The organism is Halomonas sp. A29, assembly GCF_046723295.1.
Classification (GTDB): Bacteria; Pseudomonadota; Gammaproteobacteria; order Pseudomonadales; family Halomonadaceae; genus Halomonas.
This window is the reverse complement of the sequence record NZ_JAXQPR010000013.1, coordinates 1-22890: the sequence shown is the minus strand read 5'-3', so window position 1 is coordinate 22890 and position 22890 is coordinate 1. Positions and strand designations below refer to the sequence as shown.

The window sequence follows — 22890 nt, the reverse complement described above, 5'->3', positions numbered from 1 at the left end:
ATGGCCATGCTAGTCGTAGTGACCGAAGCCGTACCGCCCCGTCTACGCGGCAGGCTTGCCGTGTGGCTGCTCGAGGTCCGCGCTGGTGTCTATGTCGGCGACGTCAGTAGGCGTATCCGCGAAATGATTTGGGAGCAGATCAATGCGCTGGCGGAGGAAGGCAATGTCGTGATGGCCTGGGCTAGCAATCATGAGTCCGGTTTTGAATTCCAAACATACGGCTCGAATCGTCGTGAGCCCTGGGACCATGACGGACTGCGCTTGGTGCGCTTTCTTCCGCTAGAGACCAACTAACTGATTTTCCAGGCTCTTTAACAATCCATGCTGTACAAAAAATAGGCAAAATCGCTGGTGGGAAATCCGCTGGCGATTTTCCTTTTGTAGATCAATCGTCTACGATTAGTCCGATCCCCGCGGGAGCGGGGATTAACCGCCTATCTGCATCGCATTCATGCAAACCGGCCACCGATCCCCGCGGGAGCGGGGATTAACCGTTGCTGACGCGGTTGGTAAATGGGGCGCTAATCCGATCCCCGCGGGAGCGGGGATTAACCGGCGTGAAAAAAGCTTGCATGCCACCATAGGTACCGATCCCCGCGGGAGCGGGGATTAACCGAATTCTGGATATGTTTATAATTCCTCAAATGGCCGATCCCCGCGGGAGCGGGGATTAACCGTATGTTTTTGCTCCAGATTGTGTCAGCACTAACCGATCCCCGCGGGAGCGGGGATTAACCGTCGATCAGCATTTGCCCGTTGATATAGTTCAGCCGATCCCCGCGGGAGCGGGGATTAACCGAATATGTTTCAGCGGAGGCGCATACAGTCCGTCCGATCCCCGCGGGAGCGGGGATTAACCGTCGATCAGCATTTGCCCGTTGATATAGTTCAGCCGATCCCCGCGGGAGCGGGGATTAACCGAATATGTTTCAGCGGAGGCGCATACAGTCCGTCCGATCCCCGCGGGAGCGGGGATTAACCGGTATCGCCACGCCGCTTGATTGCTCGCCATAGCCGATCCCCGCGGGAGCGGGGATTAACCGCCAGGCGCGCGTAGTGAGTGAGGTGATCCAGGCCGATCCCCGCGGGAGCGGGGATTAACCGCCCTCGTCTGTGTGTGTAGGGCTATGGTCCTACCGATCCCCGCGGGAGCGGGGATTAACCGTCAGTCTTGACCGTGGCGGACGATGACCCGATCCGATCCCCGCGGGAGCGGGGATTAACCGCGACTTCCCTGCCCCTGGAACACCAGTTATGACCGATCCCCGCGGGAGCGGGGATTAACTGTTATGAAGCCAAGTATCGAGCCGCCGCGATACAGTCCGTCCGATCCCCGCGGGAGCGACCGATCGACAGCGCCCAGGTGATCTATCAGCATCGCCGATCCCCGCGGGAGCGGGGATTAACCGCGACCAGTCCGACTTATTGGAACCTGGTGCGGCCGATCCCCGCGGGAGCGGGGATTAACCGCTTTTTTCACGCCTTTTTTTCACATCAAATGTCCGATCCCCGCGGGAGCGGGGATTAACCGTTGAGTTCGACTAATCCGCACGCATATCGAGGCCGATCCCCGCGGGAGCGGGGATTAACCGGAATATGTTTCTGCTGAGGTTCATACCGTCCGCCGATCCCCGCGGGAGCGGGGATTAACCGCCCGGCATGTCGGCCGAGGACGCTGCCGAGATCCGATCCCCGCGGGAGCGGGGATTAACCGGCAGGCGTGTCACTTTACCCATCACACTCTCCCCGATCCCCGCGGGAGCGGGGATTAACCGCTAACCGCCGATGAGATCCGGGCCATCGTCTACCGATCCCCGCGGGAGCGGGGATTAACCGGCGAGATAGAGCAGCGCCCCGACCAACGCCAGCCGATCCCCGCGGGAGCGGGGATTAACCGAACGACGGCGGGCGACGCAGGCTGTCGACCAGCCGATCCCCGCGGGAGCGGGGATTAACCGCTCGGCATCCGCAGGACAGAGACCTACTGGGACCGATCCCCGCGGGAGCGGGGATTAACCGCGTGAGCTCGAACCTGCCGCTGATCGTCTCCACCGATCCCCGCGGGAGCGGGGATTAACCGAATATGCTCAAATTCCCCCTCAGCATTTTGGTCCGATCCCCGCGGGAGCGGGGATTAACCGCCTATCTGCATCGCATTCATGCAAACCGGCCAGCCGATCCCCGCGGGAGCGGGGATTAACCGTCCGTGCAGGCCTGGACATAACGAGTAGCGTCCCGATCCCCGCGGGAGCGGGGATTAACCGGACTGGGCTTGTGCCTTCGGTAAGTTCATGCCCCGATCCCCGCGGGAGCGGGGATTAACCGTACCGCGATATTGGCGTGGATGAGTAGTATTACCGATCCCCGCGGGAGCGGGGATTAACCGCGATTTCCCTGCCCCTGGAACACCAGTTATGACCGATCCCCGCGGGAGCGGGGATTAACCGAGCGACAGACGAGAGAGCCAGAGCCGATGCAGCCGATCCCCGCGGGAGCGGGGATTAACCGCCGGCTGGGGATCGATGAAAAACGAACCGAGCCCGATCCCCGCGGGAGCGGGGAGTAACCGCCGGCTGGGGATCGATGAAAAACGAACCGAGCCCGATCCCCGCGGGAGCGGGGAGTAACCGCCGGCTGGGGATCGATGAAAAACGAACCGAGCCCGATCCCCGCGGGAGCGGGGAGTAACCGCCGGCTGGGGATCGATGAAAAACGAACCGAGCCCGATCCCCGCGGGAGCGGGGAGTAACCGCCGGCTGGGGATCGATGAAAAACGAACCGAGCCCGATCCCCGCGGGAGCGGGGATTGACCGTCGAATCATAAATGCAACGTCACCAGCCGACCCCGATCCCCGCGGGAGCGGGGATTAACCGATCATACAGTCGGACTTCTCCTCGCTGGAGATCCGATCCCCGCGGGAGCGGGGATTAACCGCCATTCCAGTTCCTCGCGTGGGTATTTGAGTACCGATCCCCGCGGGAGCGGGGATTAACCGCTACCTAGAAGATTATCCCATCGGTGATATATCCGATCCCCGCGGGAGCGGGGATTAACCGCAATTCGGTCCAGAAATAGAGCCTGCTTTCGACCGATCCCCGCGGGAGCGGGGATTAACCGGAAGCGCAGCATGTCGTCGGCTTGAGTAGTGTCCGATCCCCGCGGGAGCGGGGATTAACCGGTGGCGCCGACAGCGCGGGTGCCTTTTACCGCCCGATCCCCGCGGGAGCGGGGATTAACCTCCGTCACCGGTTAGGCGGGTTGCTGCTTGACCCCGATCCCCGCGGGAGCGGGGATTAACCGCATGAGGAAGCAGACGTTGAAGACCTTGGTTCCCGATCCCCGCGGGAGCGGGGATTAACCGGCGCCAAACTGTATCAATGCCGTCGAAGCGGCCCGATCCCCGCGGGAGCGGGGATTAACCGACGCCCTGAGCGAGCGCAGCACGGCCGGGGCCCCGATCCCCGCGGGAGCGGGGATTAACCGTCTCTCGATGCGGTGGCTAATGCTATCCGACACCGATCCCCGCGGGAGCGGGGATTAACCGTGTAGAGGACGAGTTGCCCAATCACGGAGCAACCGATCCCCGCGGGAGCGGGGATTAACCGTTGCTGACCTGCAAGGGGCCTTAGCCCCACACCCGAGCCCCGCGGGAGCGGGGATTAACCGTTGCTGACCTGCAAGGGGTCGTAGCCCCACACCCGATCCCCGCGGGCGCGGGGATTCCCCGTTGCTGCCCTGCACGGGGCCGTAGCCCCCCACCCGATCCCCGCGAGAGCGAGGATTAACCGGCGGCGCCGGTCGAGAGGTTGGCCTGCCGCAACCGATCCCCGCGGGAGCGGGGATTAACCGCGCTGCCGCTGCTCCAGCTCGACCAGTTGCGCCCGATCCCCGCGGGAGCGGGGATTAACCGTTGAATCCGAAGCCCCGGTTGTTGCAGTAGTTCCGATCCCCGCGGGAGCGGGGATTAACCGCAGTACCTGGGCGATATGGGCGTAGTGGTGGTCCGATCCCCGCGGGAGCGGGGATTAACCGGTGTGCATATCGAGGTAAAGCGCTACGCCACGCCGATCCCCGCGGGAGCGGGGATTAACCGATGGCCGCGATGGCGCGGCAAAGCATGTCGCGCCGATCCCCGCGGGAGCGGGGATTAACCGGCCTCGAGTTCGGTTTCGCTGCGCGCCAGGCTCCGATCCCCGCGGGAGCGGGGATTAACCGGTGATGGAAAAGCTCAACACCCGGCGTATCGACCGATCCCCGCGGGAGCGGGGATTAACCGGACCCAGAGCGACGAACGGGCATTTTTCGCCGCCGATCCCCGCGGGAGCGGGGATTAACCGCAGGAAATCAAGCTGATCCGGGGGGACTACGACCGATCCCCGCGGGAGCGGGGATTGACCGCTTGAGCGCTTCACGCAGGCCGAGCTCACGGCCCGATCCCCGCGGGAGCGGGGATTAACCGGGGTCGGCCATGTCGCGCGAGTTTCAGACTAGCCGATCCCCGCGGGAGCGGGGATTAACCGGGGTCGGCCATGTCGCGCGAGTTTCAGACTAGCCGATCCCCGCGGGAGCGGGGATTAACCGTGACGGACGCCGGCGATGTCGCCGACCAGCAGCCGATCCCCGCGGGAGCGGGGATTAACCGGCGCGCCCAGTGGAAGCCCATGATCTGGAACACCGATCCCCGCGGGAGCGGGGATGAACCGGATGAGGGACTGACCGGGCGCGAGCGGGACGACCGATCCCCGCGGGAGCGGGGATTAACCGGGGTCGGCCATGTCGCGCGAGTTTCAGACTCGCCGATCCCCGCGGGAGCGGGGATTAACCGGATGAGGGACTGACCGGGCGCGAGCGGGACGACCGATCCCCGCGGGAGCGGGGATTAACCGGTTCCTCTTATCGAAGCCGAGCTACCCGAGGACCGATCCCCGCGGGAGCGGGGATTAACCGGAACCGAGCCCGATACCGAAGTTCGCCATTATCCGATCCCCGCGGGAGCGGGGATTAACCGGCCGGCGCCCAGCGCGAGCGCAAGCAGGCCGACCGATCCCCGCGGGAGCGGGGATTAACCGCCTTCACCTATTATTGTTCCTATTTCGTAACCCCGATCCCCGCGGGAGCGGGGATTAACCATGTGGTTCAGCCAGCTGCGCGACTTCTCGGCCCCGATCCCCGCGGGAGCGGGGATTAACCGCCAGGTGGCGTATGGTTCGCAGTCGTCGCGCCCCGATCCCCGCGGGAGCGGGGATTAACCGCTTGATGGCCTCGTTCGTCAGGTCATGGAAATCCGATCCCCGCGGGAGCGGGGATTAACCGCCAGGTGGCGTATGGTTCGCAGTCGTCGCGCCCCGATCCCCGCGGGAGCGGGGATTAACCGCTTGATGGCCTCGTTCGTCAGGTCATGGAAATCCGATCCCCGCGGGAGCGGGGATTAACCGCTCATACCAAACCTTTGGTATTGCGGAATGTTCCGATCCCCGCGGGAGCGGGGATTAACCGGGGGTTTGATTACGGCAGTTTCGGCCAGTATGCCGATCCCCGCGGGAGCGGGGATTAACCGCCTGGCAGCGGTCTTATCTAATGCGTGGTCGGCCGATCCCCGCGGGAGCGGGGATTAACCGTTGTCGTAGACCACCACTGCATGAACGTGATCCCGATCCCCGCGGGAGCGGGGATTAACCGGGCACCTACCTGGACGCGACCGCATTCATTGACCGATCCCCGCGGGAGCGGGGATTAACCGCAGGTTAGGGGCGGCGCCCTTCACCTTGCCGCCCGATCCCCGCGGGAGCGGGGATTAACCGGGCACCTACCTGGACGCGACCGCATTCATTGACCGATCCCCGCGGGAGCGGGGATTAACCGCAGGTTAGGGGCGGCGCCCTTCACCTTGCCGCCCGATCCCCGCGGGAGCGGGGATTAACCGGCAGCAGACTGGATATTCCATAAACCTCAGTGCCGATCCCCGCGGGAGCGGGGATTAACCGACCTTTCGTCACATATCGCACAGCCTCAATGCCCGATCCCCGCGGGAGCGGGGATTAACCGCCGAGATTCGCGTTTGCCGCCTCTTCCCTGGTCCGATCCCCGCGGGAGCGGGGATTAACCGAGCGCCTGAAATGAGTGACTCTCCCGTTAATACCGATCCCCGCGGGAGCGGGGATTAACCGTTGCCGATGCCGTTGGTAAATGGGGCGCTAATCCGATCCCCGCGGGAGCGGGGATTAACCGAGCGCCTGAAATGAGTGACTCTCCCGTTAATACCGATCCCCGCGGGAGCGGGGATTAACCGTTGCCGATGCCGTTGGTAAATGGGGCGCTAATCCGATCCCCGCGGGAGCGGGGATTAACCGGTGGACCCGGTACTGCAGATGTTCGGCGGCCTCCGATCCCCGCGGGAGCGGGGATTAACCGGTGATAGCCACGGACGTAGGCCTAGGAACGTCCCGATCCCCGCGGGAGCGGGGATTAACCGTCCGATACCCTCGGCGTAGATGTTACGGCGAACCGATCCCCGCGGGAGCGGGGATTAACCGGCGCGACGGATCAGCTTGAACACGACCGCGGCCCGATCCCCGCGGGAGCGGGGATTAACCGATTAAACATTAGAACACCCCATCGCTTGTGATCCGATCCCCGCGGGAGCGGGGATTAACCGCCTATCTGCATCGCATTCATGCAAACCGGCAACCGATCCCCGCGGGAGCGGGGATTAACCGATTAAACATTAGAACACCCCATCGCTTGTGATCCGATCCCCGCGGGAGCGGGGATTAACCGCCTATCTGCATCGCATTCATGCAAACCGGCCACCGATCCCCGCGGGAGCGGGGATTAACCGGTCAGGTGCATCAGCGCAGCCCAGCAGTACTCCCGATCCCCGCGGGAGCGGGGATTAACCGGGCACGTATCCCAGCAATGCCCTGCCGCATGACCGATCCCCGCGGGAGCGGGGATTAACCGCGCGCATGGCCTACGAGATGCAGACCGGCCTGCCGATCCCCGCGGGAGCGGGGATTAACCGGTAGCCGCTGCGTTCGATAAGGCCCTGGCCGACCGATCCCCGCGGGAGCGGGGATTAACCGTGTGGAACGTAACGCGGGCCTACTGAATAACACCGATCCCCGCGGGAGCGGGGATTAACCGCTGGGTAGAAACAGCGTAATTTATAGGGAAATCCGATCCCCGCGGGAGCGGGGATTAACCGTCGGTGAAGGCAGTCGCGGCGCTCTCTAGCCACCGATCCCCGCGGGAGCGGGGATTAACCGCATCAAGATGCGCTGGATAAAGAAGTCGGCGGCCGATCCCCGCGGGAGCGGGGATTAACCGCATCAAGATGCGCTGGATAAAGAAGTCGGCGGCCGATCCCCGCGGGAGCGGGGATTAACCGGTCGATGGCGTATTCGTCCAGATCACAGTGACCCGATCCCCGCGGGAACGGGGATTAACCGCGGGTATCCGGCGAAGTGGCCTTGGCCAAGTTCCGATCCCCGCGGGAGCGGGGATTAACCGCCCAAGGGCTACCACGGCCCGCAAGCCGGCAACCGATCCCCGCGGGAGCGGGGATTAACCGGCTCGACGAACATTGATCATCTCCAATACTCCCCGATCCCCGCGGGAGCGGGGATTAACCGGTGACGAAGCGGCTCAACCGCAGCCATACCTGCCGATCCCCGCGGGAGCGGGGATTAACCGGTAAACCCCAGAAACGAGAAACCCCCAGGTTGCCGATCCCCGCGGGAGCGGGGATTAACCGTCCGCCGACGCCGCGCCCCGGGAGTTCGGGGTCCGATCCCCGCGGGAGCGGGGATTAACCGCAGCTCCTCGGCGATGTGGTCGCAGGAGCGCACCGATCCCCGCGGGAGCGGGGATTAACCGTTCACACCAATATTCGCGGGATTGGCGATGTACCGATCCCCGCGGGAGCGGGGATTAACCGGTGACGAAGCGGCTCAACCGCAGCCATACCTGCCGATCCCCGCGGGAGCGGGGATTAACCGGCCACCAGCTCGGTGCCCCGACTTCACGATAGCCGATCCCCGCGGGAGCGGGGATTAACCGTATCAAGAGCAACTGGCGCAGCTGATCGGCTACCGATCCCCGCGGGAGCGGGGATTAACCGTTGTTGCGCTTCAATTTCCTTTGACGACTCAACCGATCCCCGCGGGAGCGGGGATTAACCGGCTCGCTTCATCGAACAGGCCATGAGCGGCGACCGATCCCCGCGGGAGCGGGGATTAACCGGAAGGTTTCGAGCCCTTCATGGCGGGTCAAACCCGATCCCCGCGGGAGCGGGGATTAACCGCACGGCAGAGGATGGTATCGAATTGATGAAAGCCGATCCCCGCGGGAGCGGGGATTAACCGTATCTCCAGGCGATGGAGGTCTTCGAGCGCACCCGATCCCCGCGGGAGCGGGGATTAACCGAAGGAAGCCTGGCACCTGGTCCCCGAGAAAGACCGATCCCCGCGGAGCGGGGATAAACCGTAATACCGGCTTATCGTCTCACTGGTGAGACTTCGTTCCCCGCAGTGGCGGAGAAAACAAACCGTCTTGGGTGCAGCTCAATGGTAGAGCTACATCCATAGCTTCCACCGCACTACCCCCCAAACTCCTCCGTATCGATTTCCGCCTGCAGCGCTTCGCTGTAGCGGGCGCCGGCCACCTGGTCCGGTGTCAGCAGCTCGCTCAGCCGCTCAAGGGTGGCGGTATCCAGGCGCAGGTCTTCGGCCTTGAGGTTCTCGCGCATATGCGCGATGGAGCGGGTGCCGGGGATGGGGATCACGTCGTCGCCCTGGGCCTTGAGCCAGGCGAGTGCCAATTGGCCGGTGGTCACTTCCTGTTCGCTGGCGATGGCTTGGAGCTTTTCGAGCTGGCGCAGGTTGTGCGGCAGGTTTTCGGCGCTGAAGCGGGGCATGCCGCGGCGCACGTCGTTCTCGGTGAGTTGGGTGGTTTCCGTTATGGCGCCGGCCAGGAAGCCGCGGCCCAGGGGGCTGAAGGCGACCAGGGCCGTGTTGGCCTCGCGGCAGGCGTCTAGCAGGGCGATCTCGGGGTTGCGGGTCCACAGCGAGTATTCGGATTGCACCGCGGCGATAGGGTGTTCGGCCCGGGCGCGGCGCAGGGTGGCGGCGGAAACTTCAGAGAGCCCGATGGCGCGCACCTTGCCTTCTTCCACCAGTCGCCCCAGTGCGCCGACGCTCTCTTCGATGGGCACGTTGCGGTCCATTCGGTGCAGGTAGTAGAGATCCAGGTGGTCGGTGCGCAGGCGCTCCAGGCTGGCCTCGCACTGCCGGCGAATCGTCTCGGGGCGTCCGTCGATCACCTTCTTGCCAAGCTCAGGGTTCATGGCCATGCCGCACTTGCTGGCCAAGAGGATCTCGTGTCGCTTGTTGGCCAGCGCCTTGCCTACCACCCGCTCGTTGGCCGTGGCGCCGTATAGGGTGGCGGTGTCGAAGTGGCGATAGCCCATCTCGAAGGCTTCATCCAGGGCGCGCAGCGCTTCGGCTTCGTCAACCGGGTTGCCATAGCCGTGAGAGAGGTTCATGCAGCCCAGGCCGATGGTGGGGGAGGCCACTTCCTTGAGGCGAGTGAAGAATGACATGCAGGCTCCGGGTCAGGGGTGAGGCTTTGTATCATGCCGAGCCCGATGCTTTCCTCGCAAGAAGGGAACACCGGCGGGGGCTTTCACACAACTTCTTCAATCCGCCGCTACGTTGAAGAATCGAGCGTAACGAGGCCGTTGCGGCCAAGGGGAAGGAACCGTTCATGAATAGTGTCGAGGCTGCCCACCAATGCTGGCGGTGCCGGCGCTGGACTGCTGCGCCAGTACGGATCGGGGCGCGCCTTCGAGCACTTCGATATTCCGCTGATGGCGGGCTTCGAAGGGGAAGTCGCGTGGATGGTGGCATCGGCGCAACGGGCAGGGCGTGTTGCCACGCATGCTGGTGCGCTGATGCCGGTGGTGTCGGGCCCGCAGCGCTGCCTTACTGCATCAGTGTCTTGATTCGCTCCAGGTAGTCCTGGCCGTTCTCGCGAACGCGATCGTGGTCCTTATCCGCTGCGCCGGAGCGCACCTCCTGTACCCGCTCGCTCATGGTGTCGACTTCGCTGCGAACCGTGTTCAGGGCGTTCGCGAGGGTCTCGCTGAGCTGCTCGATGATGGCGAGGTCGTCGTCGGTCAGCTCACGCTTCTGCAGCAGCGCGTCGAGCCTGTCGTTCTCGATCTCCAGGTAGTCCACGGCCTGGGAAAGGTCTTGAGCGGGTTGGCCGCCAGCGTCTTCGAGTTCCTCGGCGGCGTGGGCGGCGCCGAGTGTCAGGGAGGTGAGCAGCAGGGCGATGGCTATCCGTTTCATCGGGCATACCTCAACAGGTGGAAAGAAGTATTTTCAACGCTAGTTATAGCGCATGGCGTTCACAAGGTGATGACATGCGGCATCTTGTCCTTGGCCGGGGCGGCGGGTAGCGCTGCGCTTCGGTAGCCCGCTCGTGAGCCGCCTGCCGGGTGCGGTATGCTGTGGCAATAATGACTTGCGAGGATTCACCCATGTCTGACCAAACACCGTTCCAGCGTGCCATGGCCGAACTCGATGCCCTGCACGCCGAGGATCCGCGCCGGGTGGATGTGGAGGGTGAAAGCCTGCCCCTGGAGCTGTGGCATGCGGGGCGCATGAGCGCCTGGCTAGAGCGGGTGGAGGAAGCCCCGAGCGAGCTGGTGCAGATCGCGGTGCGCTCGCAGCACCTGCAGCGCTGGGAGGTGCCCCGCAGCGAATACCCGGAGGGGCGCGTGGGCTATCTCACCTGGCGCCGCGACCAGGGCAAGCGGGCCGGCGAGACCACGGCGCGGGTAATGGAAGCGCAAGGCTATACCGCTGAGGACGCTGCCGAGGTTTCCAGGATGATCCGCAAGCAGGGCCTGGGCCGCGACCCGGGCACCCAGGCGGTTGAGGACTGCGCCTGCCTGGTATTTCTCGAGAACTACTTCGCCGACTTCTCCAAGCAGGTGGAACACGAGCACCTGGTGCGCATCGTGCAGATGACCTGGAAGAAGATGTCGCCGCGCGCCCGGGAGCTGGCGCTGGAGCTGCCCATGAGCGGTGAAGCGCGGGCCGTGGTGGAGGAGGCGCTGGCGGGCTAACCGCGCTGCCACGGCCGTGGCAGCGCAGTGACCCATCCCTCGTTCGTGTTCAAGCCCTTTGCGGCTCGAGTACCTGCCGGTGCAGGGCCTCGCCGGCGGCATCCATCAAGGTAACGGTGAGGGTCTCGCTCTCGCCGTCCAGGTCGACCTGGCCGAAGAACTGATAGCCCTCGGCGGGCGACAGGTTGGCGCGGCCATCCGGCGGCGCCTTCTGGAAGACCACCTGGGGGCCGAAGGTGCCGTCGAGCTCGCCCGGGCCGAAGGTACCGGCATGCAGGGGGCCGCTGACGAACTCCCAGAAGGGGGCAAACTCCTGGAAGCTGGCACGCTCCGGCGAGTAGTGGTGGGCGGCGGTGTAGTGCACGTCGGCAGTGAGCCACACCACGTTGTGGATGGCTTCGTCGCGGATCGCCCTGAGCAACTCGGCGACCTCCAGCTCACGCCCGAGGGGTTCGCCGTGGTGGTCGTTGGCGATGGCTTCGAAGTCGTCGCCATCGCGTACGATCAGGCCGATGGGCATGTCCGAGGCGATGATCTTCCAGGTCGCACGGGATTGGCGCAGGCCGTCGAGTAGCCAGCGCAGCTGGTCCTGCCCGAGGAAGGTAGCCTCTTCGCCTCCGGTCTGCTGGTTACGGCTGTTGGCCGCGCGGTAGGAGCGCATGTCCAGCATGAAGATCTCCAGGCTGGGGCCGTAGGCGAAGTGTCGATAAATTCGCCCGGGGGCCTCGGGGCGCTGGCGCAGCGGCATGTATTCGAGGAAGGCGCGGCGGGCTCGGGCGGCGAGCAGCGAGACGTTCTTCTCGCTGTAGCGGTCGTCGTCGAGAATCTCGCCGGGGTACCAGTTGTTGACGGTCTCGTGGTCGTCCCACTGGGCGAGCATGGGCACGGCGGCATTGAAGCGGCGCACGTTGGCATCGAGCATGTTGTAGGCGTATTGGCCGCGGAATTCGTCCAGGGTTTCGGCCACCTTGAGCTTGTCGGGTGTCACCAGGTTGCGCCACAGCTCGCCATTGGGCAGTGCTACGCTCTCTTGCAACGGGCCATCGGCGTAGACGGTGTCGCCGGAGTGGATGAAGAAGTCCGGCCGCTGGCGCAGCATGGTGCCGTAGGTGGTCATGCCGCCGCGGGATTCGTCGATCCCCCAGCCCTGCCCGGCGGTGTCGCCGGACCAGACGAAACGTACGTCGCGGCGGGTCGCCGGGGGCAGGCGCAGTTGGCCGGTGACCGGCTCGCTGATGGCGCGGCGGTCGTCCAGCGCCTCGAAGCGGACGCGATAGTGGGCGGTGTCCATGCCGGCCAGCCCGGTGGCGTCGAGCTTGGCGGTCAGGCCGGTGGCGTGCAGGGTCTCCGGGCCGAGCAGTTGACGAGCCCCACGGAACTCGGGGTTGTCGGCGATCTCGACCAACATGCGGGCCGGCCGGTCGACCTGCGACCAGAGCATGGCGCGGTCGGCAAGCATGTCGCCGCTCATTACGCCGCTGGTGATCACGGGGCGGCGGCTCTCGGCCAGGATGATGGAGGGAGCGGCCAGGGTGGTGCCCAGTACGGCACCCCCTTTCAGGCCCAGGCTCAGCAGATCTCGTCGCGTCAAACGCATGGTCGGCACCTGAGGGTGGGGAAGACCCCAGCATCCTGGCAGGGCGCCATGACAGCGGCTTGGCAGCAACGTTACATCTCAGGGGATTGCTGTCCTACCCTGCGCTGCCAATGACAGGATTATGTTCTTTTGTGTCGCCTTTTGGTTAGTTCGTGTTGCTTCATGGCACTAGGATAGAACCTAGCCTGCACCCAGCAAATCCAATAAGAGGCTACGTCATGGAGCTGATGCATTTTGCTATTGCTAATCTCGATCTGCTCGTGTCACGCACTCTCGAGCATATTGCACTAGTCGGGATAGCAGTGGGCATCGCCACACTGACTGGAGTGCCGATCGGCATCGCCATCACCAAGAATGAGCGTTTGGCGAAGAATGTGCTCTATGTCGCATCTATCATTGTGACCATTCCCTCCATTGCACTTTTTGGCCTAATGATTCCGCTGCTCTCGGTTATTGGGCATGGGATTGGCTATGTGCCGGCTATCATTGCTGTTCTTCTTTATTCGCAGCTTCCTATCATCCGTAATACCTATACAGCGATCAATAATGTAAGCCCGGCATTGCGTGAGGCTGCGAAGGGTGTTGGCATGAGCCCCAATCAGCGCCTACGTATGGTAGAAATTCCGCTAGCTGTTCCGGTCATCATGGCGGGTGTTCGAACCGCCGTGGTGCTCAATATTGGCGTCATGGCAATTGCCGCCTATATCGGCGCTGGAGGTCTTGGAACTTTCATCAGTCGTGGTATTTCTCAGTCCGACCCCCGTCAGTTAATAGTCGGTGCTGTGGCCGTCAGTTTGTTGGCTATCATTGTCGATTTTGCTTTGCTTTGTCTGCAGAAATACTTGACGCCAAAAGGGATGGAGGGAGTTCCCGCTGGGACCTGATATTCGCTCTCCTGATACCTCCATCCAATAATAAGGAATACTGAAATGATTCGACTGGACAACTTGACCAAGGTCTTCGATACCCCTGAGGGTGCGGTGGTGGCCGCTGACCATATCAACATGGAAGTGTCTAGCGGAGAGATCTGTATTCTGCTGGGGCCATCGGGCTGCGGCAAGACGACCACGCTGAAGATGATCAACCGTATCATCAGGCCAACTTCCGGCAAGGTCTTTATCGATGGTGAAGATACCACTGGCATGGATACCCAGACGTTGCGACGCAACATCGGCTATGTGATCCAGCAGATTGGCCTGTTTCCCAACATGACGATCGAGGAAAATATCACCGTCGTGCCAAGGTTGCTCGGCTGGGACAAAGCCAAGTATAGGGAACGCGCCCGGGAGCTGATGGCAATGATCGCGCTGGAGCCGGATGCCTTCCTGAAGCGCTATCCGAACGAGCTTTCCGGAGGGCAGCAGCAGCGTATCGGTGTGGCTCGTGCGCTGGCGGCCGACCCGCCGGTCATGCTGATGGATGAGCCGTTCGGCGCCATCGATCCGATCAATCGGGCCGTGATCCAGGATGAGTTCCTCAAGATGCAGCAGGAGCTCAAGAAAACCATCATGTTCGTCAGCCATGATATCGACGAAGCGATCAAGATGGGGGATCGCATCGCCATCTTTCGTGACGGCCACCTGGTTCAGTACGCTCAACCGGATGAGCTGCTGGCGACGCCCAAGGACGCCTTCGTGGAGTCTTTCCTCGGTGAGGATCGGGCACTGAAGCGGCTGAATCTCGTCAAGGTCCAGGAGGTGATCGGCGGGGAATTTGCCACCGTGACACCCAGCGATAGCCTCGAGACCGCGCTCAAGCGGCTCGATGACTATGGCTACCAGCACGCTATCGTCATGGTCAACGAGAAACGCCAGCCCATTGGCATCATTCCCCGCGCGGTGGCTAAGGCCAGCCGGGGCATCTGCCATGACCATGCGCAGCGGGTGCCGGCGACCGTGCATGTCGGCGATGACCTGCGCAAGGCAGTATCGCTGATGCTGGCCAACGATATGACCTGGCTGCCCTGCACCGATGACGAGGGGAAGCTCTGCGGGCAGATCACCCAGCGCGACATGACGCATCATCTGGGTGCCCGCTTTCGCGCGCAGCAGGATGCCCCACAGCCGACCAGCCTGCTGACGGAGGGGTGAGCCGATGCCCATCCAGACCCTGAAAGGGGCACTGCGCGCTCTGCTCCTGCTGGCCATCTTCTTCATCGGTGCATGGAGCCATGCCAGTGGCTTGATCGATGATTTCCTGTTCTATCTGCCTGACATCCAGTTCCTGGCGGCCGAGCACCTTTGGCTCACCGCTGTTTCTGGCAGTCTGGCCATTTTGGTCGCTATTCCGTTGGGTGTGCTGCTGTCGCGTCCCAGCGTGGCACGCTGGGCTGAATCGGCGATGCAGATACTCAATGTCGGTACCACCATCCCAACCCTGGCAGTGCTGGCACTTTCCATGAGCCTGCTGGGCATTGGCATGGTACCTGCCATTTTCGGCTTGTTCGTGGCCACTTTGCTGCCAATCACGCGTAACACCTACACCGGCCTCAAGGGGGTTTCACCGGCTCTCAAGGAGGCGGCGGCTGGTATCGGAATGTCGCCTGTTCAGCGCCTGTTTCGCGTCGAGCTGCCCAATGCGCTCTACGTCATCTTCGCTGGTATCCGCACGGCGTTGGCTATCAACGTTGGGACGGTCCCTCTCGCGTTCCTGATCGGCGCCGGCGGTCTCGGTGAGTTGATCTTCACCGGCATCGATCTCTATGACCCCGTCATGATGCTTGCCGGTGCCATTCCCACCGCGCTACTGGCCATCTGCGTCGATGCCCTGGTTGCTTCCATCGCCTTTCTGGTGGTCCCTCGCGGTGTCAACCCTGCTCGTGCAGCAGCTCATGCTTGAGCAACATCCACAATAAACAACTAAGGAATACGCACCATGATCAAGCAATGCTTCACCACCCTCATCGGGCTGGCTCTGGCCGGAGGTATTTCCATCACCCACGCCTCCGATCTGGTGGTGGGTGGCAAGAACTTCACCGAACAGCAGATCATTGCCAGCATGACCAGCCAGTACCTGGAAGGCCTTGGCTATCAGGTGGATACCCGGGCTGGTATGGGGTCGGCGGTGCTGCGCCAGGCACAGGAGAACGGTCAGATCGATCTTTACTGGGAATATACCGGCACTTCGCTGATCAACTTCAACGGTATCAGTGAGAGACTTGGCCCGGAGGAGACCTACGCCACCGTAAAGGAGCTGGATGCTGAGAAAGGCCTGGTATGGTTGGAACCCTCTGCGGCCAACAATACTTATGCCTTGGCCATGCGCGCGGGAGTGGCCGAAGAGCGCGGCATTCACTCCCTCTCCGATCTGGCCCGGGCCGTCAATGACGGTGAGGCGCTGAGCTTCGCTCTCAATGCCGAGTTCTATGCCCGGGACGATGGCTGGCGGCCGCTTCAAGAGGCTTATGGCTTCGAGGTAGGCCGACGCGATGTGAACCGCATGGATTCGGGGCTCGTCTATCAGGCACTGCGTGATGGACAAGTCGACGTCGGCTTGGTCTTTGCCACCGATGGTCGCATCCCTGCGTTCGCCTTCAAGGTGCTGGAAGACGACCAGAACTTCTTTCCTGCCTATGCCCTGACCCCGGTGGTACGCCAGGAGACCCTGTTGGCCTTCCCGTCGCTGGAGGATCAGATGAACGACCTGTCGTCGCTGCTCGACGATGATGTTATGGCCGATCTCAATGCTCAGGTCGACGTGCGCCGCAAGTCAGTCGAGGAAGTGGCGAAAACCTTTCTCGAGGAGCATGGCTTGCTCTGACCTCTGCCGGCTGGGGCCTCCATGGGAGGCCCCGGTCTTCGATACGCCAGGTTGAACCAGGAGACAGCGAGATGACTCCCGCTCCTGCACTGCTGGCCTGGCTCATCGGCCAGGATCCAGGGCGGCTGGCTGACGCTCATCTGGCGCAAGCCAAGCGCTGTCTGCTCGATCTGCTCGGCGTGGCCGCCGCCGCCACGCGAACGCCGCTGGCGGACAAGGCGCAACGCTTCACTCTGTGCCAATATCCGGGCACTCGTCCCCTGCTGTTCTCCGAGGGGCGCGCCTCGCCATGCGGTGTCGCCCTGCACGGGGCCTGGCTGATCGATGCCCTCGATGCCCATGATGGTCAGGCCCTTACCAAAGGGCACGCCGGGGTGGCCCTACTTCCCGGGCTGCTCGCCCTGCCTGAGGCCGAAGCGCTCTCGGGGCGTGAATGGCTGGGGCTGCTGGCAATGGGCTACGAAGTGGCGACCCGAGCAGGCATCGCGCTCCATGCCACTAGCCCGGATTACCACACGTCGGGCGCCTGGAACGCTTTGGGCGTTGCTGCAGTAGCATCACGCCTGCTGCGCCTTGATGCGTCGCGCCTCCACCACGCCCTGGGTATCGCCGAGTTCTATGGGCCGCGCAGCCAGATGATGCGCTGCATCGACTCGCCCACCATGCTCAAGGACGGCTCGGGGTGGGGGGCGCTGGCTGGGATTTCGTCCGCCTTGCTGGCGCAGGACGGTTTCACCGGCGCCCCGGCGCTCTGCGTCAGCGCTCGGGAGGTGGCCCATTTGTGGGCCGATCTCGGAGAGCGCTGGTACCTCCACGAACAGTATTTCAAGCCCTATCCTGTTTGCCGCTGGGCCCAGCCCGCCGTCGAGGCGGTACGCTCACTGCGCGATGCGGTAGGGGATCCGAACCGGATCCGGCGCATCGAGATCATCACCTTTCACGAGGCGAAGCGCCTGCATACGGTTCGCCCCCGCACCACGGAGGAGGCTCAGTACAGTCTCCCTTGGGCGGTGGCCTGCGCCCTGCTCTCGGGTGGCATCGATGTGGACGCCGTGACCACGGCACTGGACGATACCAGGCTGACGACGCTGGCCGCACGGGTCGTGATCCAGGAGAGCGAGCTTTTTAATCATCGCTTCCCTCGCGAGCGCTGGGCTATCGCCAGAGTCCACCTGGCTGACGGGCGTGTGGTAGAGAGTGAGCCGCGAGAAGCCCGGGGCGATCCGCATTCGCCCTTGTCCGATGAAGCGCTCCACGCCAAGTTTCTGACCCTGGCCGAACCCGTGCTCGGTACTGACGCCCGGCGCTTGCTCGAGGTGGTATCGCGGCTCGAACAGTTGCCCGCTTCGGCTCTGCTGCATTGCCTGCGCGCCCCTGGTCCCACTACCGTTGCCTGAAGCTCGAGCCTTCCATTCTTTCGAGGTCGCCATGCACCATCAAGACACCCTGCGGGTCGGCGCCGTACAGCTCAATGTCGAGCTGGGCGACGTGGATCACAATCTCGCCCGTCACGAGGAGTACATTGCCGAGGCTCGCCGCCAGAAGCTCGAGCTGTTGGTCTTTCCCGAATTGTCGCTGACAGGCTACGCGCTTGGCCCTCGGGTGATGGAAGTCGCCATGCCAGCTCAGGATCCACGCCTTATCGCCCTGGCCGAGGCTGCCGAAGCGATGCAGACGATCGTGGGCTTCGTGGAGGAGGCCAGCCCCGGGGAGTACTACAATGCGCTCGGCGTGCTGCAGCATGGCCGCGTCGTGGCCGTTCATCGCAAGCTCAATCTGCCGACCTATGGGGGGCTCGAAGAGGGCAAGTGGTTCTGCCATGGTCTACGGCTGACTCATGCTGACGTATGCCCCGGCTGGACCACCACGTCGTTGATCTGCGCCGACCTGTGGAATCCGGCGCTGGTGCATGCGGCCCTGCTTTCACGTCCGGCGGTGCTGTGCGCGCCGATCAACTCAGCTTCGGGCATCGTCAGCGAGGAGTTTTCCAACGAGCGCAACTGGCTGCTCAACGTTCGCTTCTACGCCATGACCTATGGTACCCCAGTCATCATGGCCAACCGTTTCGGCCCCGAGGGAGCAAGCCACTTTTGGGGTGGCTCGTGCATCCTCGGGCCGCGTGGCGAGACTCTCATCGCGGCAGAGGACGCCGAGGCGTTGATCACTGCGTCGCTGTCGCGGCGCGAGATCGCCAAGGCACGTTTCGAGCTGCCAACCCATCGCGATGCCGACACCCCTCTGATCCAGCAACTACTGTCCGCTCGGTTTTCCTGACCCTTTCCTGCCCCCTCTAGCCTGACCTGACCCAGCCCAATACGTAACGACTCGGCAGCATCTGGCGCTGTCGAGTCGTTCGAAAGGAAGAAGTTGTGCTGGCTCAACTGAAGTAGAGGCACTTCGGGTTGTCCACCAGGATGCGCTGGCGCAAGCGCTCATCAGGAGCCCAGCGTGCCAGCTCGCTCAGAAGATCACCATCATTGGGCATGGCCACCGGAATATGGGGATGTGGCCAGTCCGAACCCCAGACGCAACGCTCCTCATTGGCAGAGAGCAGTTGCCTGGCGAAAGGCAGCACATCCTCGAAGGGGGGGAATTTATCATCGGTGATGCGATAGGCCCCGGATAGCTTGACCCAGGCATTGCCTGTTTCCAGCAGCCGGCACAAGGCCAAGAAACCTGAATGGTTCACTCCCTTGGCGCAGGGCATGTGCCCCATGTGGTCGACGACGACGGGTACCGGCAGACGCCGGACCCGCGCCTCCAGGCCTTCGAAGGTCGAGACATCCACCAGGAACTGCAGGTGCCAGTCGCGATCCGCCAGCCTCCCAGCCAGCGCCGCCACGTCCTGCCAGTCGATGCCGCCCTTGAACAGCAGGTTGAGACGAACCCCGCAGAAGCCGTCTTGCTGCAGTGCATCCAGCTCGCCTTCCTCGACGCTGCCATCCACGACGGCTATGCCCCGGTAATCCAGCCCGAAACTACGCAGGGTCCGTAGCGCATCACGGGTCGCCCTGTTGTCGAGGCCATAAACGCTGGGTTGTACCAGTACGCCGCGCTCTATTCCCAGGGTGCGGTGCAACGCCAGATAGTCCACCAGGCTCGCATCGGGTGGGGTATAGGTGCGTTCGGGGTGATAGGGGTAGCGATTCTGCGGACCGAACACATGGGCATGACAGTCCACCGCCCCCGGAGGGACGGTGAAGTCAGGCGTACGCGGAGCAGGATCGGCAGCCGCACACAGGGGAATCATTGGCGCAATCCCTCTCATACCATGCAAGGCTCAGAATTCACGCTGCAGCCAGTCGGCGACATGACTAGCGAAGGTCTGGAACTTGGGATCGTCGTCGAGCATCCACTCGGTATGGCCGCCCTCGGGAAGCAGATAGAGCGACTTGGGGCCCGGGTAGGTGGCATACAATGACCGTGCCTCGCTGACTGGGTGCAGATCGTTCTCGGCACCGTGAGCGATCAGCAGCGGCGTATTGGCGTAGCGCTCGTCGATATGTGCCTCCGGGCAGAAGGCAATCAGCGAGTCGGCAAAGTCCAGTACCGAGGTCAGGCCATATCCCGGCGTCTTGCGCAGTACCTCGTCCACATACCCACGAGAAATCTCATCCAGCGGATAGATATCAAAGGGGTCGATCTCTCGCGGTTCGCCGCCCTGGGCCAGATAGCGACGCTCCTCGTTCATGAAGGCCCGGAACTGCTTCCAGCCGAGTTCACCCCGCAGTGCTTTCTGAACGCGTACCGCATCGAAGAAGCCATTCATGGAAATCAGGCCATCGATGAGCTCCTCGGCATGCTGATAGGCATCCAGCACCAACCCTCCACCCATCCCCCAGCCGGCCAGTACCAGCTTGCGTCCTTCATTCCTGGCGCGGTTGCTGACCACTGCCACCACATTGGCGATATCGCGTACCTGCTCTTCGAGCAGAACCTTGCCGCGTTCTCCTTCACTATCGCCGAAGCCGCGATAGTCGAAGCCAAACGTCATAAAGCCCTGCTTGGTGAGATAACGCGCAAAGCGCTCCGGGTGAATCCGCTTCAAGCCGGTGAAGCCGGAGCAGACAATCACCAGGGGAGTCTCTTTTTTGAGAGACGACTCCTCCCAGTAGTAGGAACCATCCAGCCTAAGACCATCGCTAATGATCGAAACACTTTCGGAATTCATTTCTAACTCCTGTTATGAAACTAATGCTTGCCCGAACAGTATTGACATCTTGCGGCAGTCCAATCAGAGTTTAAGGTTCAAAAGCGACATGTATGGGTAAGATCGTGACACGCCATAATCAGCCTTTCCGAGACGGCGACTCTCCCTTTATGGTGGGTTTTCTGCTCTTTCCCCAATTCGCCATGCTGTCGTTCAGCTCCGTAATCGAGCCGCTGCGAATAGCTAATCGCATGAGTGGGAAATCTCTGTATTGCTGGCATCTTATGAGCCTTGACGATCAAGGTCTGGAAGCCAGTAACGGTCTCCCTTTCATGCCGACTCTAGCGATGGCTGATTGGCATGAACTCGATGCCCTCATCCTGGTCGCTGGTTTGGGCACCAATCTGATCGCCGATGAGCGACTTTTTCAGTGGCTGAGAAAGGTGGGGCGAAGTCGCCGCCTGTTGGGTTCAACCTCAACTGGCAGTTTTTTGCTGGCCAAGGCGGGCTTGCTCGATCGTAAACACTGCACCATTCATTGGGAAAATCAGGCCAGCCTTCAGGAAGAATATCCGGAAATAATGGTCTCCAATGAACTCTTTGAGATCGACCAGGGCATCATGACCTGTTCAGGAGGTACCGCTGGTCTGGATATGATGCTGTCCTTGATCGAGAGGCAGCATGGTGGTGAGCTGGCCAAGCAGATCGCTGAACAGTGTATCCATCCGAATATTCGCTCGGCTCATGAGAAGCAGCGGATGAGTCACGAAGCCCGGCTTGGGGTTCACAATTCCACGCTCATAGCTGCTATTAAAGTCATGGAGTCTCACATTGAAGACCCCTTGAGCTGTGAGAGCATCGCGATGCTGGTGGATGTCTCTCACCGTCAGATGCAGCGACTCTTCAAGCAGCACTTCGGGGTCACGCCAGCAAACTATTACCTGAATTTTCGTTTGGAGCACGGTGATAGGCTACTGCGATATACTTCGATGCCCATCATAGATATCGCCACAGCGACCGGTTTTTCTTCTACCTCCCACTTCAGCAAGTGCTATCGAAAGTTCTTCGGTATCTCGCCTAAAGAGCGGCGCAAGACAGGTCTCAACCGCACCGCTTGAGCTCGGCCAGCAACCCCTGCAGCGGGTGCGGCAGGGCCTGGCCGGAGAGCCGCTTGGCCTGGCTGCGACAGGAGTAGCCGGTGGCCAGCAGCCGGCCGCGGTTGGCCTCGCCCTCGACCACCGGCTGCCACGACTGGGCGTAGATGGTCTTCGAGGTCTCGAGGTTGCGCGCCTCGTGGCCGTAGGTGCCGGACATGCCGCAGCAGCCGGTACTGAGCAGCTCCAGCTCGACACCGAAGGCGGCGAACACCTGCTGCCAGGCCTTGGGGCTGCCCGGGGCATTGGTCTTCTCGGTGCAGTGCGAGAGCAGCCGGAAGCCGGGGTCCTCGAGTTGGCCCAGTTGCTGCGCGAGCGCCGGCGGCACCAGGCGCTTGCCCTGGGCCGCCAGCCACTCCTGCAGCATCAGCACCTCGGGCACGGCTTGTGGTCCCAGCGCCTTCACGTACTCCTGGCGGTAGGTCAGGGTCATGGCCGGGTCGATGCCCACCAGCGGCACGCCGAACTCGGCCAGGGCGCGCAGGCGGCGTGCCTGCTTCTCGGCGGTGCGCGCGAAGGCGCCGAGGAAGCCCTGCACGTGCAGCGGCTTGCCGTTGGGCGAGTAGGGCGCGACGAAGACCTTCACGTCGAGGCGGGCGAGCAGCTCGACGATGTCCATCACCCGTTCGGCCTCGAAGTGGCTGGTAAAGGCGTCCTGCACGATGACCACGCTGCGGGCCTTCTGCGCCTCGCTGAGCAGGCCCAGTGAGACCGGCGTGGCCTCGGCCACGCCCCAGGCGCGCAGCTGCCTGGCCAGCCGTGCCCGGGAGAGCCGTGGGCTGTCGGCCAGGCCGACGTGCTGCGCCAGCAGCCGGTCCACCAGGCGGTTGCCTAGCGCAGCGTTGTAGAGCGGTGCGACGTAGGCGAGATAGGGCACGAAGAACTCCATGCCGCCGATCAGGTAGTCGCGTACAGGGCGCAGGTAGCGGCCGTGGTAGATCTCGAGGAACTGCGAGCGCGAATCCGGCACGTTGACCTTCACCGGGCACTGGCCGGCGCAGGACTTGCAGGCCAGGCAGCCCGCCATGGCCTCGTAGACCTCATGGGAGAAGTCGGGCTCGTCGCGGCGCCGCCAGGTGTTGCGCACCCGCTCCGGCA

At 62.8% G+C, this 22890-nt stretch carries 16 protein-coding genes and 2 CRISPR repeat arrays; of the genes, 10 read left to right on the top strand and 6 right to left on the bottom strand.

All coding sequences use genetic code 11. The features are described from left to right. Complete coding sequence (gene cas2e, locus SPH52_RS20120) at positions 1–294, top strand: type I-E CRISPR-associated endoribonuclease Cas2e (RefSeq protein WP_181516448.1); 294 nt, start codon at positions 1–3, stop codon at positions 292–294. Positions 295–404: 110 nt separating this feature from the next. After that, positions 405–1287: direct repeats of the CRISPR family, unit length 29 nt; unit sequence CCGATCCCCGCGGGAGCGGGGATTAACCG. 92 nt (positions 1288–1379) lie between these two features. After that, positions 1380–8425: direct repeats of the CRISPR family, unit length 29 nt; unit sequence CCGATCCCCGCGGGAGCGGGGATTAACCG. 172 nt (positions 8426–8597) lie between these two features. Here cas2e and SPH52_RS20115 read toward each other — a convergent pair. After that, on the bottom strand, positions 8598–9599 hold the full coding sequence (locus SPH52_RS20115; RefSeq protein ID WP_411796821.1) for an aldo/keto reductase: 1002 nt from the start codon (positions 9597–9599) through the stop codon (positions 8598–8600). A 171-nt stretch (positions 9600–9770) separates the two neighbouring features. On the opposite strand from SPH52_RS20115, the gene SPH52_RS20110 reads away from it, so the two are divergent. Then, a complete protein-coding gene (locus tag SPH52_RS20110; RefSeq protein WP_411796820.1) occupies positions 9771–10001 on the top strand; it encodes a hypothetical protein in 231 nt (76 codons plus the stop codon). Here SPH52_RS20110 and SPH52_RS20105 read toward each other — a convergent pair. Continuing rightward, the gene (locus tag SPH52_RS20105; protein ID WP_411796819.1) at positions 9982–10350 is read right to left on the bottom strand and encodes a DUF6746 family protein; all 369 of its coding nucleotides are present in this window, start codon (positions 10348–10350) and stop codon (positions 9982–9984) included. The two genes, SPH52_RS20110 and SPH52_RS20105, sit on opposite strands and share 20 nt — an antisense overlap. Before the next feature lie 191 nt (positions 10351–10541). Between SPH52_RS20105 and SPH52_RS20100 the strand changes: the two genes are divergently transcribed. Next, positions 10542–11132 carry a DUF4202 domain-containing protein gene (locus tag SPH52_RS20100; protein WP_411796818.1) on the top strand — a complete coding sequence of 197 codons (591 nt, stop codon included), beginning with the start codon at positions 10542–10544 and terminating at the stop codon, positions 11130–11132. Between the two features lie 49 nt (positions 11133–11181). Here SPH52_RS20100 and SPH52_RS20095 read toward each other — a convergent pair whose 3' ends face one another. Next, a complete protein-coding gene (locus tag SPH52_RS20095) occupies positions 11182–12729 on the bottom strand; it encodes an alkaline phosphatase D family protein (protein WP_411796817.1) in 1548 nt (515 codons plus the stop codon). Positions 12730–12947: 218 nt separating this feature from the next. On the opposite strand from SPH52_RS20095, the gene SPH52_RS20090 reads away from it, so the two are divergent. The 6 genes from SPH52_RS20090 (at position 12948) to SPH52_RS20065 (ending at position 18762) form a co-directional block, all read left to right on the top strand. Then, positions 12948–13613: an ABC transporter permease gene (locus SPH52_RS20090; RefSeq protein WP_411796816.1), complete on the top strand. Its 666-nt coding sequence runs from the start codon at positions 12948–12950 to the stop codon at positions 13611–13613. Positions 13614–13658: 45 nt separating this feature from the next. Further along, positions 13659–14819, top strand: coding sequence for an ABC transporter ATP-binding protein (locus tag SPH52_RS20085; protein WP_411796815.1), 1161 nt, complete (start codon positions 13659–13661; stop codon positions 14817–14819). A 4-nt stretch (positions 14820–14823) separates the two neighbouring features. Continuing rightward, positions 14824–15567 (top strand): ABC transporter permease, encoded by a 744-nt coding sequence (locus tag SPH52_RS20080; protein WP_411796814.1) that lies wholly within the window; start codon positions 14824–14826, stop codon positions 15565–15567. A 36-nt stretch (positions 15568–15603) separates the two neighbouring features. Beyond that, positions 15604–16488 (top strand): glycine betaine ABC transporter substrate-binding protein, encoded by an 885-nt coding sequence (locus tag SPH52_RS20075; RefSeq protein WP_411796813.1) that lies wholly within the window; start codon positions 15604–15606, stop codon positions 16486–16488. 71 nt (positions 16489–16559) lie between these two features. Beyond that, complete coding sequence (locus SPH52_RS20070) at positions 16560–17885, top strand: MmgE/PrpD family protein (protein WP_411796812.1); 1326 nt, start codon at positions 16560–16562, stop codon at positions 17883–17885. A 31-nt stretch (positions 17886–17916) separates the two neighbouring features. Next, positions 17917–18762 (top strand): nitrilase-related carbon-nitrogen hydrolase, encoded by an 846-nt coding sequence (locus tag SPH52_RS20065; protein ID WP_411796811.1) that lies wholly within the window; start codon positions 17917–17919, stop codon positions 18760–18762. A gap of 103 nt (positions 18763–18865) precedes the next feature. Here the strand turns inward: SPH52_RS20065 and SPH52_RS20060 are convergent, their stop codons facing one another. Both SPH52_RS20060 and SPH52_RS20055 read right to left on the bottom strand, forming a co-directional pair. Then, positions 18866–19738: an amidohydrolase family protein gene (locus tag SPH52_RS20060; RefSeq protein ID WP_411796810.1), complete on the bottom strand. Its 873-nt coding sequence runs from the start codon at positions 19736–19738 to the stop codon at positions 18866–18868. Positions 19739–19768: 30 nt separating this feature from the next. Then, the gene (locus SPH52_RS20055; protein ID WP_411796809.1) at positions 19769–20659 is read right to left on the bottom strand and encodes an alpha/beta hydrolase; all 891 of its coding nucleotides are present in this window, start codon (positions 20657–20659) and stop codon (positions 19769–19771) included. A gap of 92 nt (positions 20660–20751) precedes the next feature. Between SPH52_RS20055 and SPH52_RS20050 the strand changes: the two genes are divergently transcribed. Then, positions 20752–21756: a GlxA family transcriptional regulator gene (locus SPH52_RS20050; RefSeq protein WP_411796808.1), complete on the top strand. Its 1005-nt coding sequence runs from the start codon at positions 20752–20754 to the stop codon at positions 21754–21756. Here SPH52_RS20050 and SPH52_RS20045 read toward each other — a convergent pair. Further along, on the bottom strand, positions 21740–22890 hold a 1151-nt coding region (locus tag SPH52_RS20045; RefSeq protein ID WP_411796807.1), incomplete at its 5' end, for a (Fe-S)-binding protein. The genes SPH52_RS20050 and SPH52_RS20045 overlap by 17 nt on opposite strands.

Coding starts and splice junctions, on each gene's coding strand:
- cas2e (WP_181516448.1), top strand. CDS start 1: ATGGCCATGCTAGTCGTAGTGACCGAAGCCGTACCGCCCCGTCTACGC.
- SPH52_RS20115 (WP_411796821.1), bottom strand. CDS start 9,599: ATGTCATTCTTCACTCGCCTCAAGGAAGTGGCCTCCCCCACCATCGGC.
- SPH52_RS20105 (WP_411796819.1), bottom strand. CDS start 10,350: ATGAAACGGATAGCCATCGCCCTGCTGCTCACCTCCCTGACACTCGGC.
- SPH52_RS20100 (WP_411796818.1), top strand. CDS start 10,542: ATGTCTGACCAAACACCGTTCCAGCGTGCCATGGCCGAACTCGATGCC.
- SPH52_RS20095 (WP_411796817.1), bottom strand. CDS start 12,729: ATGCGTTTGACGCGACGAGATCTGCTGAGCCTGGGCCTGAAAGGGGGT.
- SPH52_RS20090 (WP_411796816.1), top strand. CDS start 12,948: ATGGAGCTGATGCATTTTGCTATTGCTAATCTCGATCTGCTCGTGTCA.
- SPH52_RS20085 (WP_411796815.1), top strand. CDS start 13,659: ATGATTCGACTGGACAACTTGACCAAGGTCTTCGATACCCCTGAGGGT.
- SPH52_RS20080 (WP_411796814.1), top strand. CDS start 14,824: ATGCCCATCCAGACCCTGAAAGGGGCACTGCGCGCTCTGCTCCTGCTG.
- SPH52_RS20075 (WP_411796813.1), top strand. CDS start 15,604: ATGATCAAGCAATGCTTCACCACCCTCATCGGGCTGGCTCTGGCCGGA.
- SPH52_RS20070 (WP_411796812.1), top strand. CDS start 16,560: ATGACTCCCGCTCCTGCACTGCTGGCCTGGCTCATCGGCCAGGATCCA.
- SPH52_RS20065 (WP_411796811.1), top strand. CDS start 17,917: ATGCACCATCAAGACACCCTGCGGGTCGGCGCCGTACAGCTCAATGTC.
- SPH52_RS20060 (WP_411796810.1), bottom strand. CDS start 19,738: ATGATTCCCCTGTGTGCGGCTGCCGATCCTGCTCCGCGTACGCCTGAC.
- SPH52_RS20055 (WP_411796809.1), bottom strand. CDS start 20,659: ATGAATTCCGAAAGTGTTTCGATCATTAGCGATGGTCTTAGGCTGGAT.
- SPH52_RS20050 (WP_411796808.1), top strand. CDS start 20,752: ATGGGTAAGATCGTGACACGCCATAATCAGCCTTTCCGAGACGGCGAC.